Origin of the sequence: Skermania piniformis (assembly GCF_019285775.1) — a bacterium.
Classification (GTDB): domain Bacteria; phylum Actinomycetota; class Actinomycetes; order Mycobacteriales; family Mycobacteriaceae; genus Skermania; species Skermania pinensis.
On sequence record NZ_CP079105.1, the window covers coordinates 337543 to 357427 of the forward strand.

Here is a 19885-nt window from a genome sequence, read left to right on the forward strand (position 1 = left end):
GCAACATCGGCTCCCTACCTTCGGCTTTACCCGCGAGATTCGTGGGTTGCCGGCACGAGGAGGCGACGATGTCGCGGTTGACGCCGATGTCGCGAGCACACACGATCACCGACTGGGATCCCGAGGATCGCATCGCGTGGGACGGCGGGGGTGCCCGGATCGCCCGGCGCAACCTGATCTGGTCGGTGGTCGCCGAACACGTGGGCTTCTCGGTGTGGTCCCTGTGGTCGGTGATGGTGCTGTTCATGCCGGAGAACGTCTACGGGCTGAGCACCGCGGACAAGTTTCTGGTAGCCGCGACCGCGACCCTGGTCGGGGCGTTGCTCCGGCTGCCCTACACCCTGGCCACCGCCCGGTTCGGCGGGCGTAACTGGACGATCTTCAGCGCCCTCGTGCTGTCCGTCCCGGTGATCGCAACGATCGTGATCCTGGCCAATCCGGGCGCACCGCTGTGGGTGTACCTGGTCTGCGCGGCGGCGACCGGTTTCGGCGGTGGCAACTTCGCCTCCTCGATGACCAACATCAATGCCTTCTTCCCGCAGCGGCTGAAGGGCTGGGCGCTCGGCGTGAACGCCGGCGGCGGCAACATCGGCGTTCCCGCGGTGCAGCTGGTCGGCCTGCTGGTGATCGCGGTGGCCGGGAACCGGGAACCGTACTGGGTCTGCGCGGTGTATCTGGTCCTGCTGGTCGTCGCCGGCATCGGTGCCGCCCTGTTCATGGACAATCTGCAGGTTCCGACGGTCGACAAGGCCGCGATGCTCGCCGCGGTGCGGCACCGCCAGACCTGGCTCGTCTCGCTGCTCTACATCGGCACCTTCGGGTCGTTCATCGGTTTCTCGTTCGCCTTCGGTCAGGTGCTGCAGGCCGGCTTCCGCGCCGACGGCGACACCGCGGCGCAAGCCTCGCTGCATGCCGCGCAGATCGCGTTCATCGGTCCGCTGCTCGGCTCGCTGTCCCGGGTGTACGGCGGCAAGCTCGCCGATCGGCTCGGCGGTGGTCGGGTCACGCTGGTCACGTTCGGCGGGATGATTCTCGGTGCGCTGGTGCTGGTCGCCGGCTCCACGATCGGCAGTGGCAGCGTGCCCGTGCTGGTGCCCGGCTTCATCCTGTTGTTCCTGCTCAGCGGCATCGGGAACGGCTCGGTGTATAAAATGATCCCGTCGATCTTCGAGGCCGAGGCCCGGTCGATGGATGCCGACGAGGCGGCCCGCGCGCGTCACTCGCGGGCGATGTCCGGCGCGGTCATCGGGATCGCCGGTGCGATCGGCGGGCTCGGCGGAGTCGGGATCAACCTGGCGTTGCGCGCGTCCTACCAGGCGAGCGGCGCCGCGACCACAGCATTCTGGTTGTTTGCCGGCTTCTATCTGCTGGCCGCCGGGGTTACCTGGCGGGTCTACGTGCGTCGGCCCACCGCCGGTGCGGCCGAGACCGGGCCGGCCCTGGTGCCCGCCCGCGGATGAGGTCGTCGGTGCTGCCGGTCTGGCAGGCTGGAGGGCCGGTGGCAGCACGGATGGATGACGGGAGACAGGGCCGAATGACCGAGCGCGACCCGCTGCTGGGCTTCACGGTGGCGATCACCGCGGCCCGGCGGGCCGACGAATTCGGCGCGATGTTGCGGCGGCGCGGCGCGGCGGTGCTGTCCGCGCCGGCGATCGCGATGGTTCCGCTGGCCGACGACGCGCAGCTCCGGATCGCCACCGACGAGCTGCTGACGCAGCCACCGGACGTGCTGATCGCGACCACCGGGATCGGGTTCCGCGGTTGGGTGGCGGCAGCCGAGGGCTGGGGATTGGCGCCGGCGTTGCTGGAGGTGCTCGGTCGGGCTCGGGTGATCTCGCGCGGGCCGAAGGCGACCGGTGCGCTGCGGGCCGCCGGCCTGCGCGAGGAGTGGTCGCCGGCGTCGGAGTCGTCGGCCGAAGTGCTCGAGCATCTCGGTCCGGCGGAGCTCGCCGGGCGTCGGGTTGCGGTTCAGCTGCACGGCGCCACCGATCGTTGGGACCCGGCCCCGGGCTTCCTCGATGTGCTGGCCGAGCGCGGCGCGACGGTGGTTCCAGTGCCGGTGTACCGCTGGCAGTCGCCGCCCGACTCGGCGGCGCTCGACGGGTTGATCGAACGGATCGCGCTGTCCCAGGTGGATGCCGTTGCCTTCACCTCGGCGCCGGCGGTCGCGTCGTTGCTGCTCCGGGCCGACGAACTCCAGCTCGGTGCCAGCGTGCGCAGTGCGCTTTCCGGGCCGGTCACGGTGTTCTGCGTCGGCCCGGTCACGGCCGGCCCGTTGGACCGGATCGGGGTGCCGACGGTGGTTGCCACCCGGATGCGGCTGGGTGCGCTGGCTCGGTTGATCGAGGAGGAGCTGCCGCGCCGCCGGGCGGTGTTGGCGGTGGCGGGGCATAGGTTGGGGCTGCGCGCGTGCGGCGCCGTGGTGGACGGAGACTACCGGGAGCTGACCCCGAATTCGCTGTTGCTGCTGCGTTTGCTGGCCCGGGAGCCGGGCGCGGTGATCACCCGCGACGAGGTGTTGCAGGTCCTCGGCGGGAACGATCCGCATGCGGTGGAGGCCGCCGTGGCCCGACTGCGCGGCGGTCTCGGGAGCAAGGAACTGGTCGCCACGGTGGTCAAGCGCGGCTACCGGCTGCCGATCGACGAACCGGAGCTGCCGTCATGACAACTCTGCTCGTCGCACACGGCACCCGGAGCGCGGCCGGGGTGGCGGGGATATCGGAGCTGGCGGCGGCGGTGTCGGCGAATTCCGCCGGCCCGGTCCAGCTGGCTTTCGTCGATGTCCTCGGCCCGCATCCCACGCAGGTCCTGGCCGGACTGGGCGATCACCCGGTGGTGCTGGTCCCGCTGTTCCTCTCCAGCGGATATCACGTCCGGGTGGACGTCCCGGCCGCAGTGACGGACTCGGCGCATTCGCGGGTCACGGTGACGCGGGCACTCGGCCCGTCGCCGGAGTTGGCTCGGGCGATGCTGGATCGTCTGCTCGGCGCCGGCTGGCGGCCCGGCGATGCGGTCGTGCTGGCTGCGGCCGGAACGTCGGATCGGCACGCTCAGGGCGATGTGCGGGCGGCCGCAGCAATGTTGTCCGCACTGGTCGGCAGCCGGGTTCGGATCGCGTTCGCGGCACCCAGCCGCGGCGGTGGCGGTTATCCGCCGGTGGCCGAGGTCGTCCGGCAGGCTCGAATCGGCGGTCGCCGGGTGGCCGTCGCGTCGTATCTGCTGGCCGAAGGTCTGTTCCAACAGCGACTACGGGAGTGCGGCGCCGACGTCGTGGCCGAGCCGTTGGGGATTCATCCGGCGGTCGTCCGGTTGATCGCTCGGCGGCGGGGCGAGGCGGTGCTGGTCGCCGCCTGACCGGGCGGTGGTCCCCATTCTCCCGGGTGCCCCGGGTAGGGCGGCGGCTTCTCGCGGAGCGCAGGAGATGGAATTAGCTTAGGCTAAGCTATCTATTCCTGGCGAACGAGGAGACCGACGGATTTGAACGGCCTGTACGACCCGAGCCAGGAGCGGAGTTCCTGCGGTGTCGGATTCCTGACTCGCAAGGACGGCGTACAGAGCCACGACGTGATCGGCAAGCTGCACCAGGCGCTCTGCGCGGTGCCACATCGCGGTGGGATGTCGGCCGAGGGAGTGGGCGACGGCGCCGGCGTGAACCTGGATCTGTCGGTGGGCTTCTTCCGCGAGTTGACCGGGTATCCGGATCTGGAGCCGGGTGACTTCGGGGTCGGCAACTTCTTCCTGCCGAACGATCCGGCGTTCCATGCCGAGGCGGTGGCGGTGATCGAGGCCGCGCTGGACCAGCAGGGTTTCGAGATCCTGTGTCGGCGTGACATACCCGTGGACGCGTCGGCGGTCCGTACCGCTGCCGCGAAGTATCAGCTGCCGATCCGGCAGTGGGTGTTCCGCACCGGTGGGGAAGATGTCGACCGGCGGATCCATGATGCGCTGACGACCATCGAGGAACCCGCATACACCCGCGCGGACCTGCTCGGTCTCTACCCGCTGTCGCTCAGCGCCCGTACCCAGGTACTCAAGGGCCGACTCAACTCCGGGGAGGTCGTGCCGTACTTCCGCGATCTGAGCGACCCGCGGATGGCGGTGCACACGGTGTTCTTCCACACTCGGTTCTCCACCAACACGGCGCCGAATATGACGATGGCCCAGCCATTTCGGCTGGTAGCGCATAACGGTGAGCTGAACACCGACAAGAAGAACCGACTGTCGGAGAACGCGATCGCCCGCGCCCGCAATCGCGCCGTCATCCGCCCGGCCGGGCAATCGGACAGCTGCCGGCTGGATCAGACCCTGCAGAACCGGGTGCTCGAGGACGGCCTGGACCTGGTGACCGCCGTCGTCGCGATGATGCCGCCGGCCTGGGAGAACGATCGCACCCTCAGCCCCGCGGTGACCGCGATGCTGGAGTATTTCAGCCTGTACGAGGAGAAGAACGACGGTCCGGCAGCGTTGATCTTCGGCGATGGCGCCATCATCGGAGCTCGGCTCGATCGACTCGGTCTGCGCCCGTTGCGCACCGTCGAGACCGCCGAGTATCTGGGGGTGATGTCGGAGGCGGGCCAGGTGGACTTCCCGCCCGGCACCGTGCTGCGGCGCGGTCGGATCGAGGCCGGCGGCATGCTGTTCTACGATCACGCGCAGGGTCGCTCGTTCGGCACCACCGAGGCGCTCGAGCAGCTCGCCGCGCGGCATGATTACCCGGCGCTGCTGGCCCGGGCGCGGGTCGAGCTGGCCGACCTCCCCCCGGTCCCCTCGGAGAACCAGCTTTCCCCGGCCCGGTACAACGGCGATCTGACCCGGCATCAGCGCTATGTCGCCTACTCGCTCAATCAGGAGAGTTTCAAGTTCCTGATGGATCCGATGCTCGCCACCGGGCAGGAGAAGATCTCCGCGATGGGCTACGGCGCTGCGATCAACGCGTTGGCCAATCAGGAAGGCGGGGTTGCCAAGTACTTCTCGCAGCGGTTCGCGCAGGTGACCAACCCGCCGCTGGACAGCATCCGGGAAGCCGACGGGATGACGCTGCGGGTCGCGCTCGGTGCCAAACCGAACAGCGGCGCGCCGCCCGCGCCACAGATCGTGGTGCGGTCGCCGCTGCTCTCCCACCTGGACATGCTCAAGCTCCGGGAGCAAGACCGGACTCCGTTGGCCCGGTTCGACATCCGGTATCGAGCCGACCTCGACGACGCGACGGCGAACGAGACGGCGCTGGTCGATGCGGTGGACGCGCTGTGCGATCGGATCGAAGCCTTCGCCCGGGAGCGCGGCGGAATCGCCGTGCTCACCGACCGGCATGTCAGCCGGGAACTCGCCGCGATGCCGCTGATCCTGGTGGTGTCGGCGGTCAATCAGCGGCTGATCGAGGAGGGGCTACGGCTGCGGGTCTCGTTGATCGCCGAGAGCGGCCAGCTCTGTTCATCGCACCACATCGCCGCCACCCTCGGTTTCGGTGCCTCGGCGGTCTACCCGTTGGCGGTACGGATGCGGGCCGAGGAGAAGTACGGGGAGCAAGCCGACCAGGCGTTCGGGCATTTCGCCAAGGCCGCCGAGAAGTCGTTGCTGAAGACGATGGGAAAGGTCGGCCTCTGCACCGCCGAGAGCTACATCGGCGGCGAGTTCTTCGAGCCGAACTACCTCGACACCGGCGATCCGGTCCTGCGCCGGTACTTTCCGAATGTCGTTGCTCCGGTGGCCGGGGTCGGGTTTGCGACGATCGCCGAGGCCACCGCGGCCTGGCACGCTCGCGCGCTGCTGGTCACGTCGGAGCAGGACGTGCCGCTGCTCGGCCTGTTCAAGGAACGCGCCGAAGGTGCCGGACACTCCTACGGCACCACCGCGGTGCGCGGCTTCGTCGACCTGACCGAAGAGCCGATCGCCTTCGACGACACCGGCCGGCCGGACAACCCGGATATGGCCGATGCCAGCTACCTGCGCCTGCTCCCGCTGAATCAACTCGAGCGCGCGTTCGGCCTGGACGATCGCGCATACCGCAACACCAGCTTCGACGCGCTCACCCCGCGGGCGATCGACAGTTTCGACATCACCCCCGGCTACCGGAACTTCGTGTTCGCCATCACCGCCGAACGCAGCCGCCGCCCGGCCGCGCTGCGCGATGTGCTGGCACTGCCGGCAGACGTCAACTTTGCGCGTACCGCGGACGACTTCACCCGGGAGCTGGGCCAGTTCGCCCCCGTCGGCAACAACGAGATCCTGGTCCGTGGGCTCGCCTGCGCCGCCCGGGACGGTGGATTCAGCGTCCAGCTGACGCAGGGCCCGGACCGGCTCGCGGCCCTGGCGGAGTCGCTGCACGCCCGGTTCGGCGCCGATATCGTCGAATCGCGCATCGACCCGGCGGGTGACGCCGCCGCGCTGTGGATCCGGGCGACCGGGTCGGCGCACGCGCAGCTCGCTCGGCTCCGGACGGCGCCCGCGTCGATTCCGCTGCATCAGGTCCAGCCGGCCAGCGAGATCACCCGAACCCTCACCTCCGGTGCGATGAGTCACGGCGCGCTCGTCGCACGCGCCCACGAGGCGGTATCGCACGGCACCAACATGGTCGGTGGGTTGTCCAACTGCGGCGAGGGCGGCGAACACATCACCCGGTACGGCACCATCCGCGGCTCACGGATCAAGCAGTTCGCCTCCGGCCGGTTCGGTGTCTGGTCCGGCTATCTCGCCGACCCGATGTTGCAGGAGCTGGAAATCAAGATCGGCCAGGGGGCGAAGCCCGGCGAGGGTGGTCAGCTGCCGGCGTCGAAGGTGACCGTGGATATCGCCGCGGCTCGCGGCGGCACCCCCGGCGTCGAACTCGTTTCCCCACCACCACATCACGACACCTACTCGATCGAGGACCTGGCGCAGCTGATCCACGACTGCAAGGCCGCGCGGGTGCGGGTGATCGTCAAGCTGGTCTCGTCGGAAGGGATCGGCACCATCGCGGTCGGCGTCGCGAAGGCCGGCGCGGACGTGATCAACGTGGCCGGCAACACCGGTGGCACCGGCGCCGCGGCCGTCACCAGCCTCAAGTACGCCGGTCGATCCGCCGAGATCGGCGTGGCCGAAGTGCATCAGGCATTGTGTGCCAACGGTATCCGGCAGAAGGTGGTCCTGCGCTGTTCCGGCGCGCACCAGACCGCGAGCGATGTGGTGAAGTCGGCGCTGCTCGGCGCGGACAGCTTCGAGTTCGGCACGACCGCGCTGATGATGCTCAAGTGCGTGATGGCGAAGAACTGCAACATCAAGTGTCCCGCCGGACTGACCACCAATCCCGAAGTGTTCGCCGGTGATCCGCGTGCGCTCGGTCAGTACCTGCTGAACATCGCACACGAGGTGCGGGAGATTCTCGCCACCCTCGGCATGGTGTCGTTACGCGCCGCGCGGGGCCGCAGCGACCTGCTGCAGCTGCTCAACCATCCGTCCGGCATCGGGACGTTGGATCTGCGCCGAATGCTCGCGGTTGCCGCCGAGGTGGTCGTCGAGCACCCGGTCTACCTGGAGAAGGACTACTCGATCGACGACGCCTTCCTCGACCAGCTCGATCCGGCCGGATTCGATGCCGCGGGAATCGATCTCGCGCCGGTGCGGCTGACCAACCGGCACAAGAGCGTCGGCGGTCAGCTCGCGGTGGACCTCGAACGGATGCTCAATCATCCGGGTCGGGCCGGTGGCGCGGTGATCGTCGACGATCGGGGGCGGCGCTACCTGCCGCCGGACTCGATCCGGATCGTCAGCACGGGTTCGGCCGGGCAGAGCTACGGGGTGTTCTGCACCGACGGAATGTCGCTGGCCCACACCGGTACCTGCAACGACGGGGTCGGCAAGGGCGCCTGCGGTGGCAGCATCGTGGTTCGCTCCCCGGGCGGCGGTTCGATCGCCCCCGACGCCAACGTGTTGATCGGCAACTTTGCGCTGTTCGGCGCCTCGGGCGGACGGCTGTTCGTCGAAGGGCAGGCCGGGGATCGGTTCGCGGTCCGCAACTCCGGTGCCACCGCGGTGGTGGAGGGCGTCGGCGAGTTCCTCTGCGAGTACATGACCAACGGCGCCGTCCTCAATATCGGCGGGTTCGGCAAAGGTGTCGCCAACGGGATGAGTGGCGGGTTCCTCTACCAGTACGACCCGGCCGGTCGGCTGCCGGCCGAGGTGAGCCGTGATTCGGTCCTGCTGCGGCCGATCGGCGACGCCGCGTATCACGAGCTGGCGGCCCGCACCTTGCTGGAATGGCATGTGGCGGCTACTGATTCGGCACGCGGTCGGGAGCTGTTGGCCGACTGGCCGAACACTCGGCGGCATCTGGTCTACGCCATGCCGCGCGCGCTGTTGCTCTACCAGGATGCCGATGCGATCCTCGCCGCCAAGACCCGCAAGGAGCTGCTCGACGAACTCGCCGCCGCGCTCGCCGGGTATCAGGTGCACAAGGTGCAGTGCTCCTACCGGGACCGGGCGACGGTGATCGACGGCTCGGTTCCGGCCTACGGCGATACCGACACCGAGCAGATGTACCGCCTGCTGAACACCTACACGGTGGTGAACTTTGCCCAGCAGCTCGCGCTGCAGCGGACGCCGGCGGTCACCGAACTGCGCGATCCCCGGATCGGTTCGGCGGTGCGAAATCTGATCCTCACCGAAGACTTCTTCCTGATCCAGCGACTGCAGCGGTACGCGCGGGAGGCGATCGACGGCTTCGACGACGAGGAACTGGCGGTGCTGGTCGCGAACAAGCGGCTCACCGATTACAAGGATGCGTTGCGGCGGCGCAACGTTCGCTCGATGGACAGCCCCGGCACCTACGGCTGGGTGTTGCATCAGAGTGCGAAGAACGTCGACCGGATCGGCCGGTTGCCGTCCTTCGAGGAGCTGTTCTGCCAGCGCGCGATCCCGGTGGTCGCCCTGCCGGCACCGGCCGGCGCCGGCGGCAGCTCCCGACGAGATCCGGTGCGGAGCAGATGAAGTGCGGAGCAGATGAAGATTGCCTATATCCCCGAAGACGCGCCGTTCAACGAGGACCAGCGCGCCTGGATCTCCGGGTTCCTCGCCGGGCTGCACTCGCGGTTGGCGTTGCAGCTGTCCATCCCGCCGGTGCTACCGGTCGCCGATGTGGACAACGGGCCGCGCCCGCTGTTGCGGGTCCTGTTCGGCACCCAGACCGGCAACGCCGAGAGCGTGGCCGGCGACCTCGCGGCGGCTGCGCGGGGGCAGGGTTTCGCGGTGACGGTTGCCGGTCTCGACGAGATCGAACTCGACGAGTTCGCGGGTCTCGCACACGTGCTCATCGTGATCTCCACCTACGGTGAAGGCGAGATGCCGGACAACGCGGAACTGTTCTGGGCGGCGCTGTCGGCCGACACCGCACCGCGGTTGGCCGGGCTCGACTACGGGGTGCTGGCCCTCGGCGACACCGGTTACGACGGCTTCTGTCAGGCCGGCAAGCTGATCGACACCCGGCTGGAACAGCTCGGCGCGACCCGGGTGATCAGCCGGGTCGATTGCGATGTCGATTACGAAACTGCCGCTGCGGAGTGGGTCCAGAGTGCGGTGACGACCCTGGTCACCCGGGCGGGGGCGAGCGGAGTCTCCGCCGCGCCGCCGCCGAGCATCGTCGCCCGCTCCGGCTGGACCCGCAAGAATCCTTACCGCGCCCGGGTTCCGGTCAATCGGCGGCTGTCCGGGGCCGGGTCGGCGAAGGAGATCCGGCACTACGAGTTCGCGCTCGCCGACAGCGGGATCGGCTACGAGGCGGGCGACGCCCTCGGGGTGTTGCCGGCGAACGATCCGGCTCTGGTGGCCGCGATCGCCGACCATTTCCGGGTGTCGGTCGACACGGCGGTCGGCGACGAATCGTTGGGGGAGCTGCTCGGGCACCGATACGAGATCAGCACGCCGTCGAAGGATCTGCTCGGCGAGGTGGAGAGCCGCGCCGACAACGAGGAGCTCTCGCACGCCCTGCGCGGTGGCGTGAAAGAGGTGTTGGACAGCTGGCTCTTCGGCAAGGACGTGCTCGACATCCTCCGGATCGGCGGCGATGCGCTAAGTCTGGACGAGTTCGTCCCGCTGCTGAAGCCGTTGCAGCATCGCGCCTACTCGATCTCGTCCAGTTCGCTCGCCCATCCCGAGCAGATTCATCTGACGGTGGCCAGCGTCCGGTATCGCTCGACCGGACGGGATCGGGGCGGGGTCTGTTCGACCTTTCTGGCCGACCGCTGTGCCGACGCGCGGATCTTCTTGCAGCCGAACAAGTCGTTCCGGGTGCCGGCCGACGACGACACCCCGATGATCATGGTCGGGCCGGGCACCGGGATCGCGCCGTTCCGGGCGTTCCTGCAGGAGCGCGAGCAACGCGGAGCCCGCGGACGTAACTGGCTGTTCTTCGGCGATCAGCATCGCGAACACGACTACATCTATGCGGCCGAGATCGAGGCCTGGCACGCGGGCGGTCTGCTGGATCGGCTCGATCTGGCGTTCTCCCGGGACCGGTCCGAGAAGGTCTACGTGCAGAGCCGAATGCGCGCGCGCGGCCGAGAACTGTTCGGCTGGTTGCAGGACGGCGCGCACTTCTACGTCTGCGGCGATGCCACCCGAATGGCCCGCGACGTCGATCATGCGCTGCACGAGATCGTCGTCGAACACGGCGGTCTCGGCGCCGACGACGCAACCGAGTACGTCAACGCGCTCAAGCGTGAGAAACGGTATGTCCGCGATGTGTACTGACGGCTTCCCCTGTCGCTGCTGCGCGGCCCGGACGATCGACGCCGGTCCCCGGGCCGTCGCCGCGGCGTTGTCGGCGCTCGGCACTGTGGTGTCGGTTACCGCGAACGATGCCGCGTTGCTGAGCCACACCGGTGAGTACCAGCCGGCGGCATTACCCGGCGAAGCTCTGGTCTGCGGGGCGGACCAGATCGCGCTCCGGGTGCATCCCGCTGCGGTGCAGGAGATCTCGGTGACCACCCGAGCGCTCACGCTGTCCGGTGACCCGGGCACCCACCGGGCCTATTTCACCCCGCTGTCGGACGGGTTGGTGATCACCGCGCTGGAGGCGGCGCCGCCCGGGTACACGGAGATCGCCGAGCCGGTCGACTGGCCGAACCACGACTGGCGCGGAACCGACCAGATCACCCATCTGGACGCCCTGACCTCGGAGCGGTACAACGTGCTGCCGTTCACCGGCGCCCGGCAGGTCGCCCCCCGAACGGTGCCGTATCTGCTATCCCATCTCACCGACATCGGCCTGCCGTTCACCACGGCGGTGCCGGGTGGCGGTTGTGTGCAACTGCATCGGGGGCCTGCCGCCTTGGTCGAGCGCGCCGGCGAGCACGTGGCCGCCGTGTTCGGTGCGGCGCGATATGTGCTGATGCCCGCCGCGATCGCGGAATGCTGGGTCACGAGCGCGCACGGCGGCGCCGGCACGACCACCGCCGTGGAACTCTACGACCACGATCACCGCTGCGTCACGGTGCTCACCCAGACCGGCGCGATCTGTCGGCACGTGCACGACGCCTGGGAGCAGATCGCCGCGTCGCTGCCCGCCTGAGTGCCTCGGGTCGAACAAGCAGTGCACGATGCACCGTCCCCGCAGAATGTTGAGCGCCAGCACTCTTGTCCGAGCGTTCGGCAACGCGTGAAGCTGAAGACATCGACGTGATGGTCGGCGCGCCACGGAAGGACTCCCATGACCACCATTGACCCGGCGGCACCCGTGCTGGTTACCGGCGGCAGCGGTTACCTCGCGAGCTGGATCGTGCGGTACCTCCTCGAGGACGGCAACACGGTGCGCGCGACGGTGCGTAATCCGGACAAGCCGAAGGGCCTCGAGCACTTGCACAAGCTTGCCGAGGCGCATCCCGGCAAGCTGATGCTGCATAAAGCCGACCTGCTGGATGACGGCAGCTACACCGCGGCGATGCAGGGCTGTGAACTCGTCATCCACACCGCCTCGCCGTTCTTGGTCGGCAGGATCGACGACCCCCAGGAGCAGCTCATCCGACCGGCGCTCGAAGGCACCCGCAATGTCCTCGCAGCGTCGACCAGACCGAGTCGGTCAAGCGGGTCGTCCTGACCAGCAGTGTCGTGGCGATCTACGGCGACATCGTCGACATGAAGGGAAAAGACGCCTTCACCGACACCGACTGGAACACCACCAGCACGCCCGATCATCAGGAGTACTCGTACTCCAAGACCGTTGCCGAACAGGCCGCCTGGGAGATCGCGAAGGCACAGGATCGATGGGATCTCGTCACCGTTCACCCCGGCTTGGTCTTCGGCCCGTCCCTGACCACCGCGAGTGCGTCGGGCAGCATGACGACGATGGCCCACTTCACCGACATGTCCATGGCGGTCGGCGCTCCCGCGCTGGAGATGGGCGTCGTCGACGTGCGAGACGCCGCACGCCTGCACATCGCGGCCGGCTTCACTCCTGCCGCGCACGACCGGTATATCGCGAACGCGACGACCGTGAGCCTGCTCGGCATGAGCAAAATTTTGCGTAAGAACTTCGGCAACCGTCTCTCGTTCCCCAGCCGGGAGCTGCCCAAATTCATGGTCAAGCTCGGCGGCCCGGTCAGCGGCCTCACCCGCAAATTCGTCGACCGGAACGTCGGGTTTCCGCTGCGCTTCGACAACTCCCGTACCCGTTCCGAACTCGGGATCCAATTCCGGCCGATCGAGCAGACCGTCACCGAGCACTTCCAGCAGATGATCGACGACGGACTGGCTCGGGCGTAGCCGTTTGGTGGCTCATCCCAATCGAGGGTGTGGGGTGTGGTCGAGATCCGGGGGGTCCGGTGCTGTGGTGATCTCGGCCACCACGCGGTCACTCGCGGAGCTCTGAGGTGCCCGGCCGATCGGCATTTTCCGTGATGATCCGGCGGCCCGCTGACTCGGTAGCCACTCCGGGTTCATGTGGTGGGTGGGCTGTTCGCTGTGCCGGTGGGGTTGGTGGTGTTGTTGGTGTGTCCTCGGGGGTGGCGGTACCAGTGGGTGGGGCGGTGGTAGGTGTTGGTTCGGGGTGTGCGGTGCGGGTCGAGCCAGGCGGGTGGGAGCCATTCGATCCGGCCTCGCGGGTCACCTCGCACGGCCCAGCCTTGGTCGGCCAGCGTGTGGTGATGCCCGCAGACGGGGGCGAGATTGGTGACATCGGTGCATCCCCCCTCGGCCCAGGTGGTGGTGTGGTGGTATTCGCAGTCGAGGGCGGGCCGAGCGCACGCGGGGAAGCTGCACCCGCCGTATCGGGCGGTCGCGACGATCCGTTGGTCGGGTGAGGCGAGACGTTTGGACCGGCCCAGGTACAACGGTTGCTCGGTGTGGGTGTCGAATACGGCCAGGTAATGCCAGGCGTGGCTGGCCATCCGGATCAGATCCCGGTACGGGATCAAAGTCCCACCGGCAGTGGTGGCTTTCCCCCCGTTCCCGCCCGGGCTACGACCCGGCACCGGCAGGCATGGCACGAGCGCGGCCGGCCCGGCGCTCGACCGGTTCGACCCGGCGGGCGGGTAAACGCCCGGCACCGCACCCTGCGTGTCGGGTGCGGTGTCGGCGGTACCGGCGGCGGTTTCCAGGTCGTGCAGGGTGGTGGTGACGATCACCGTGACCGGCAACCCCCGATGCCGACCGAGGTCGCCGGACGCGATCGCTGCGCGCAGGACCGCGTGTAACGCGTCGTGGTTACGTTGGGTCGGGGTCCGCTGATCCCGGCGGGCTCGATCGTCGGACACCTCACCATCACGGACCGCAGTATCGACGGCGGGGGTGTTGTCGTCGGGGTTACACATTCCGGGGGCGGCGTACTTCGCGAGGATCGTTTCCAGATAGGCCCGCAGTTCCGGGGAGATATACCCGGTGACCCGGCTCATCCCGTCACGTTCCTGCTCCCCGACCCGGATACCACGCTTACGGGCGCGATCACGATCATCCGACAGCGAACCGTCCGGGTTCAGAACCGCATCCAGATGAACCGCCACCTTACGGAGCTGGTCCGGCCGCACCGTGACCGCGACGGTGGCGAGCTGTTTCTCCGCCTCCACCCGAGTCGGATAATCCACGACGGTGGGCAGGTCCCGCAGAAACGTCCGGATGACCCGCACGTGATCACGCCCGATCACACCCGCCTCGACCTTGCCTGCGGTCGCCGGCAGCACCGGCTCCACCGACTGTCCGGTCATCGTCAACCCGGGCGTCAAGTCCGCGGATTCGAACAATCGGGCGGACGCTTCTTTCGGGGTGATCCGCAACGCATCGGCGAGCACATCCCGGGACCGCTGCCCACCGAACTCCTCGCCGGGGGCTTCGGCGACGACTCGGATCAACCGGTACCCGAGACCGGTCACCCGCCGCTGCACCCGCTCCAACGCCTGCAACACCCCCAACGCGGCAGTACCCGAATCCGGCAACAACACCGCCAGGCTGTCGAGCGCGGCATCGATCACGGCAACCGTGTCGGCCACCGTGTCCGAATCCCCGTCACTCGAATGCATGTTCGAATACTATCGAACGTCCGGCGATACGGCAAGAAACCAGACCCAAAGCCGGCTCATCCCCGTCGAGACCGCGCGGTCGTGGCCTGAATCCGCAGGTTTCCGGCAGCGATCGGGTTCGCGACAGGGCCGCGATCATTCGCTGGTAGATCCCCCCAGGTTGCTTCGACCTGGACGTGCTCCTCGTTTGCCAACAGCTCGTTGAGGCAGGTCTGCCGGATACCAGTACGCAGCTCGGCGCCGGTGCGCAACGCGCGCCGCGACCGGTAGAGCGGGTTCTTCACCCGCTGCGAAGCCCGTGCAGATCCCGTTGGACGCGGCGTCGGCAGCGGTAACCGTAGCCACCGTGTCCGGCCAGGTCGGAGCAGCCGACGCTGCAGGTCACCGAGCATTCGGGTGCGGTTGAACGCGAAGTCCAGGAGCTGTTTCGGGGTGGTGTACCGAGGCCCCGGGGGCAGCCTGACCCCCGGGTCGGCGATGGCGATAGTCATGTCGGCGCTCCATCGTCTGACTTCGTGAACTGTCGTGACGTTGTTGTCGATCATGTGCCGAGAACCACGCGACGCCAAGATGCTCAGCGTTCGATATTCCGATTCGAGGGTGCATAGTGCACCACCGTGCGTAGGGTTTCCCCATGTCCTGGGAGGAGCCGTCCGAGCCGGTGAAAGAGCTCATTCGCCGGGCTGCGGAGATTGCCTTGGCCGCGCCGCCCGACTGGTTCGACGAGATCGATACGGCGGCATTCGCCGCACCTACCATTCGGCAGGCCGCCGACGATCCGGAGCTACGGGCGTTCATCCTCCGGGGCACCCATTCGAGCCTCATTCACTGGGTCAGTGCGAACCTGCGCCGACCCGGAGTACCCGTCGCGCCGAACACCGAGGAGCCCGTCGAGGCGGCACGCGTGCTTGCTCGACGCGGCTACGACGAGTCGAATCTCGAGGCTTACCGCCTGGGTCAGAACGTCGCCTGGCGCCGCTGGATGAAGATCGCTTTTGCGCTGAAGTCCGATCCGGACGACCTGGCAGAGATGCTCGACGTCACGGCCCGGTCTATCTCGGAGTTCGTCGATGCGACGATCGCAGCAACCTCCGAGCAGATCCAGCAGGAGCGTGAACTACTTTCTCGGCACCGGGATTCCGAACTGCGCGAGATGGTGACACATATCCTGAACGGTCGTAAGGTCAGCCGCTCCACCGCCGAGCAGACCCTCGGCTATCGACTCGCCCGAACGCACACGGCAGTGGTCGTGTGGACCACCGTCGCAGCCCCCCGACTCACCGAACTCGAACGGGTCGCCGACGCGCTGGCCCGGCACGTTGCTGCTCGCGAGAGGTTGCGCATCGTCGCCGGTCCCGGGACGGTGTGGCTCTGGATCGCCGACGCCGACGATGCCCGGTTGCGCGACGCGGACCGCGCTATCGGTGCTGTCGTGGATGTACAGATCGCCATCGGCTCGACCGGGCACGGCATCGACGGCTTCCGGGTTTCGCATCTCGATGCGGTTAGCACCCAGCAGACGATGGCGCGCCTGGATACCGATCACCGCGTCGGAACCTATGCCGACGTCGAAGGCGTCCTCCTGCTCACGACCGACCCCGACCGCGCCAACCGGTTCGTGGCACATACGCTGGGCGCCCTGGAGAAGGCGGCGCCCGCTGTGCGCGAAACCGTTCGGGCGTACCTGCACGAACAGTGCAATGCCTCGCGTGCCGCCGACCGGCTCGTCTCCCATCGGAATACGGTGCTGCGGCGGCTCAAGCAAGCCGACGAGCTGCTACCCCGACCGCTCGACCAGAACACCCTCAATGTCGCTATGGCGCTGGAGATTCAGTACTGGCGCGGGGGCGCTGCGGTCGGGAGCGCGCACTAGCGTTCCCGGGACTCAGGCGCGCAGCGTTCCGATGTCGCCGCGGTACTGCCGCGACGTCGCTTCGAGGATGAACGGCTGCAGGACGCGGCGCTGACTGTCGGTGAATCCCCAGAATCCGAAGCCGAGGTAGCGCCCCGGCTGCACCCGGCGTACGTCGTCGACCAGGTTGATCCGGCCGTTCACGGTGTCGAACGCGCGATAGTCGAGCTGGAAAGCCGGCCGCCCGTCGATGTGCGACGTCGCGATCCGGGTGACCATCGGGTCGCGCTGGATCTCCCGGCCGTCGAGTCGGCGGTGGATGTTGTATCCCCGCTCGGTGCTCTGGTCGATCGGACGAAATCCCTTGGCGAGCCACGGATACAGCGGGGTTGACCACCTTGACGAAGGCCACTGCGGTCCGGAACGGATTCGGCTGATGCAACGGCATGCCGTCGAACTCGCCCTGCATTTCGGTCATCGAAGGTGCGTCGAGCGTCTTGAAGAGTTTCGACGAGGGCGCCGGTCGGCATCGACTTCAGGTCGGCGGTGACCGTGTTCGTCATGCGGGTAGTGCACTCGCGCCGTCGGAAGGCCGGCTACGCGCGGCCGGCTACGCCGGGCGGCGATAGCCGAATCGGATATCGGGCGTATTCGCGACGAAAACCGTTCCATCCAAAGCGATCCGGGTGTCGTAGACCGGGATGGCGACCTCCGGTGCATCCAGGCAACGACCGTCGGACAAGCTGAATGCCTGCTTACGCAGGGGTGACTGGATCACCGGGAAGCCACCGCGATCGCCGACGATGCCCCGCGAGAGCACCGCGGCGCGGCCGATCGGGTCGATGTTGCCGACCGCGCGCAGGCTGTCGTCGGCCAGCCGGAACAGGGCCACCTGCCCGCCGTCCGGCAGTAGCACCGCGACGCCGCGCAACGGCTGGAGCCGGCTCAGCGGGCAGGCGGCCGTCCAGTCTCGGGTCCAGCGGTGCAGGTCGAAGGCCGAGCGGCGGATGGCGGGCTCGATGCGGACCTCGGGTGTCATGCGATCTTCTCCTCGGAGTCGTCGGCGGGGCGCACCGTCGGGGTGCCGATCAGCAGCGGCACCTTGCGTCCGTTGCGGGTTTCGAAGGCCACGGTCGGGTCGGGTGCGCCGGGCGCGTTGACGAACGAGACGAACCGGGCCAGCTTGTCCGGGTCGTCGAGCACGCCCTTCCACTCGCAGGAATAGCCGGTGACGTGGCGGGCCATGTCGGCTTCGAAATCGTCGGCCAGACCCAGGGCATCGTCCACCACGACCGCGTGTAGCCGGTCCAGCCCGCCGGCCGACGAGGTCAGCCAGGGGGCCGTGCGCTGCAGCCGGTCGGCGGTGCGGATGTAATACATCAGGAACCGGTCGATATAGCGGATCAACGTGTCCCGATCCAGGTCGGCGGCCAACAGCTGAGCGTGTTTCGGGGTCATCCCGCCGTTGCCGCAGACGTAGAGGTTCCAGCCCTTTTCGGTGGCTACCACCCCGACATCCTTGCCGCGTGCCTCGGCGCACTCGCGGGCGCAGCCGGATACGCCCATCTTGATCTTGTGTGGCGCGCGTAGCCCGCGATACCGCAACTCCAGGTCGATCGCCAGCTGCACCGAATCCTGCTGCCCGTATCGGCACCAATCGGTGCCGACGCAGCTCTTCACCGTGCGCAGCGACTTGCCGTAGGCCTGACCGGATTCCATCCCGCCGTCGACCAACCGGCGCCAGATGAGCGGCAACTGATCGACCGTCGCGCCGAACATGTCGATCCGCTGACCACCGGTGATCTTGGTGTAGAGGCCGAAGTCGCGGGCGATCTCACCGATCAGGATCAGCTGCTCGGCCGTGATGTCGCCGCCGGGCACCCGCGGCACGACCGAGTACGTGCCGTTGCGCTGGATGTTCGCCAGGAAGTGGTCGTTGCTGTCCTGCAGCGATGCCTGCTCGCCGTCGAGGATGTGCTCGGAGCTGGTGGAGGCCAGGATCGAGGCGACTGTCGGCTTGCAGATATCGCACCCGGTGCCGGTGCCGAACCGGGCGATCAACCCGGTGAAGGTGCGAATGCCACTGGCCCGCACCAGCTCGAACAGTTCTACCCGGGATTGGGTGAAGTGCTCGCACAACCCCTGCGACAGCTCCACCCCCTGGGCGGCGAGCAGCTGGGACAGCAACGGCACGCAAGAACCGCACGAGCTGCCGGCGCCGGTGCAGCCCTGCAGCGCCGCGACTTCGCAGGCGCCGTCGGCGATCGCGGCACACAGCGCGCCCTTGCTGACGTCGTTGCAGGAACACACCTGCGCGTCGTCCGGCAGGGCGCCGATGCCGAGGGCCGGGCCGTCGCCGGCCGGCGCGATCAGCGACACCGGGTCGCCGGGCAGGGTGGACCCGACCAGCGGCCGCAGAATCCCGTACTGGCTTGCGTCGCCGATCAGCACGCCACCGAGCAACGTGCCCGCGTCGTCGGAGAGCACCAGCTTGGCGTAGGTACCGCCGATCGGATCGCTGACCACGACGTCCAGCGCGTTCGGCGTGGTGCCGTGTGCGTCGCCGAAGCTCGCGACGTCGACGCCGAGCAGCTTGAGTTTCGTAGACAGATCGGCGCCGGGGAACTCGGCGTCCCCGCCGAGCAACCGGTCGGCGACCACCTCGGCGGTGGCGTAGCCGGGGCCGACCAGGCCGTAGCACCGGCCCTGCACCGCGGCGACCTCGCCGATCGCGTACACCGCCGGATCGGAGGTAACGCAGGCCAGGTCGGTGAGCACGCCGCCGCGTTCGCCGACCGCCAGCCCGGCGGCGCGAGCCACCTCGTCGCGCGGCCGGACCCCGGCGGAGAACACCACCAGTGCGGCGTCGATCGTGGTGTCGTCGCTCAACGTCACCCGGACGCCGGCGTCGTCGGGCAGCGGTTCGATCACCGACGTGCCGGCGCCGGTGGTGACGTCGATGTCGAGCGCGCGGATCAGCCGGGCCAGGTGCTCGCCGCCGGCCGGGTCCACCTGGAGCGGCATCAACCGGGGCGCGAACTCCACCACATGCGGGCGTAATCCCAACAACCGCAGCGCATTCGCTGCCTCCAGGCCGAGCAGCCCACCGCCGACGACCACCCCGACCGCGCCCGGATCACGGGCCAACGCGGCGTCGGCAGCGGTCCGGATTCCATCCAGGTCGTCGAGGGTGCGGTAGACGTGGCAGGCGGGCAGGTCGTGGCCGGGGACCGGCGGGACGAACGGGTACGAACCGGTGGCCAGGATCAGCGCGTCGTAGTCGAGCTCCGCGCCGGTCGACGTGCCGACCGTGCGTGCAGCCGTGTCGATCTCGGTGACCCGCTCGCCGCGCCGCAGCACCACGTGCGGGTCGTCGGGATAGCTGTTGCCGGACAGGGCCAGATCGTCGCGGGTCCAGCTGCCGACGTAGGACGACAGGCCCACCCGGTCGTATGCCGGGTCGGTTTCCTCGCCGAGGATCACCACCCGCCAGGCGGCGGAATCATCTCGGGCGCGCAGCGCTTCGACGAATCGGTGCCCCACCATGCCGTGGCCG

Annotated in this window: 13 protein-coding genes; 9 read left to right on the top strand and 4 right to left on the bottom strand. The window is 68.4% G+C overall.

Annotated features, from left to right (window positions below):
* Positions 1-68 precede the first annotated feature (68 nt).
* The 8 genes from KV203_RS01525 (at position 69) to KV203_RS19905 (ending at position 12729) form a co-directional block, all read left to right on the top strand.
* Positions 69-1460 (top strand): nitrate/nitrite transporter, encoded by a 1392-nt coding sequence (locus tag KV203_RS01525; RefSeq protein ID WP_373279190.1) that lies wholly within the window; start codon positions 69-71, stop codon positions 1458-1460.
* Between the two features lie 74 nt (positions 1461-1534).
* Positions 1535-2665: a uroporphyrinogen-III synthase gene (locus KV203_RS01530; RefSeq protein WP_157079655.1), complete on the top strand. Its 1131-nt coding sequence runs from the start codon at positions 1535-1537 to the stop codon at positions 2663-2665.
* Positions 2662-3354 (top strand): sirohydrochlorin chelatase, encoded by a 693-nt coding sequence (locus KV203_RS01535; RefSeq protein WP_066466983.1) that lies wholly within the window; start codon positions 2662-2664, stop codon positions 3352-3354. Before KV203_RS01530 ends, KV203_RS01535 begins: the two co-directional genes overlap by 4 nt.
* Before the next feature lie 123 nt (positions 3355-3477).
* Positions 3478-8961, top strand: coding sequence for a glutamate synthase-related protein (locus KV203_RS01540; protein ID WP_157079654.1), 5484 nt, complete (start codon positions 3478-3480; stop codon positions 8959-8961).
* 12 nt (positions 8962-8973) lie between these two features.
* Positions 8974-10719, top strand: a complete 1746-nt coding sequence (locus tag KV203_RS01545) for a diflavin oxidoreductase (RefSeq protein ID WP_066466981.1) — start codon at positions 8974-8976, stop codon at positions 10717-10719.
* On the top strand, positions 10709-11539 hold the full coding sequence (locus KV203_RS01550) for a ChuX/HutX family heme-like substrate-binding protein (RefSeq protein WP_066467222.1): 831 nt from the start codon (positions 10709-10711) through the stop codon (positions 11537-11539). The genes KV203_RS01545 and KV203_RS01550 overlap by 11 nt, the downstream gene beginning before the upstream one ends.
* A 138-nt stretch (positions 11540-11677) precedes the next feature.
* On the top strand, positions 11678-12064 hold the full coding sequence (locus KV203_RS19900; protein WP_255246926.1) for an NAD-dependent epimerase/dehydratase family protein: 387 nt from the start codon (positions 11678-11680) through the stop codon (positions 12062-12064).
* 11 nt (positions 12065-12075) lie between these two features.
* The gene (locus tag KV203_RS19905; protein ID WP_255246925.1) at positions 12076-12729 is read left to right on the top strand and encodes a Rossmann-fold NAD(P)-binding domain-containing protein; all 654 of its coding nucleotides are present in this window, start codon (positions 12076-12078) and stop codon (positions 12727-12729) included.
* A gap of 173 nt (positions 12730-12902) precedes the next feature.
* Here the strand turns inward: KV203_RS19905 and KV203_RS01560 are convergent, their stop codons facing one another.
* Positions 12903-14477, bottom strand: a complete 1575-nt coding sequence (locus tag KV203_RS01560; protein WP_066466980.1) for an HNH endonuclease signature motif containing protein — start codon at positions 14475-14477, stop codon at positions 12903-12905.
* Positions 14478-15111: 634 nt separating this feature from the next.
* On the opposite strand from KV203_RS01560, the gene KV203_RS01565 reads away from it, so the two are divergent.
* Positions 15112-16350, top strand: a complete 1239-nt coding sequence (locus tag KV203_RS01565; RefSeq protein ID WP_066466978.1) for a PucR family transcriptional regulator — start codon at positions 15112-15114, stop codon at positions 16348-16350.
* Between the two features lie 12 nt (positions 16351-16362).
* Here the strand turns inward: KV203_RS01565 and KV203_RS01570 are convergent, their stop codons facing one another.
* The 3 genes from KV203_RS01570 to nirB form a co-directional block, all read right to left on the bottom strand.
* Complete coding sequence (locus KV203_RS01570) at positions 16363-16608, bottom strand: hypothetical protein (RefSeq protein ID WP_066466977.1); 246 nt, start codon at positions 16606-16608, stop codon at positions 16363-16365.
* Positions 16609-16939: 331 nt separating this feature from the next.
* Positions 16940-17368, bottom strand: coding sequence for a nitrite reductase small subunit NirD (gene nirD / locus KV203_RS01575; RefSeq protein WP_066466975.1), 429 nt, complete (start codon positions 17366-17368; stop codon positions 16940-16942).
* Entirely contained in the window at positions 17365-19875 is a 2511-nt protein-coding gene (nirB, locus tag KV203_RS01580; protein ID WP_246600854.1) for a nitrite reductase large subunit NirB, read from the bottom strand. The genes nirD and nirB overlap by 4 nt, the downstream gene beginning before the upstream one ends.
* Between the last annotated feature and the right edge of the window lie 10 nt (positions 19876-19885).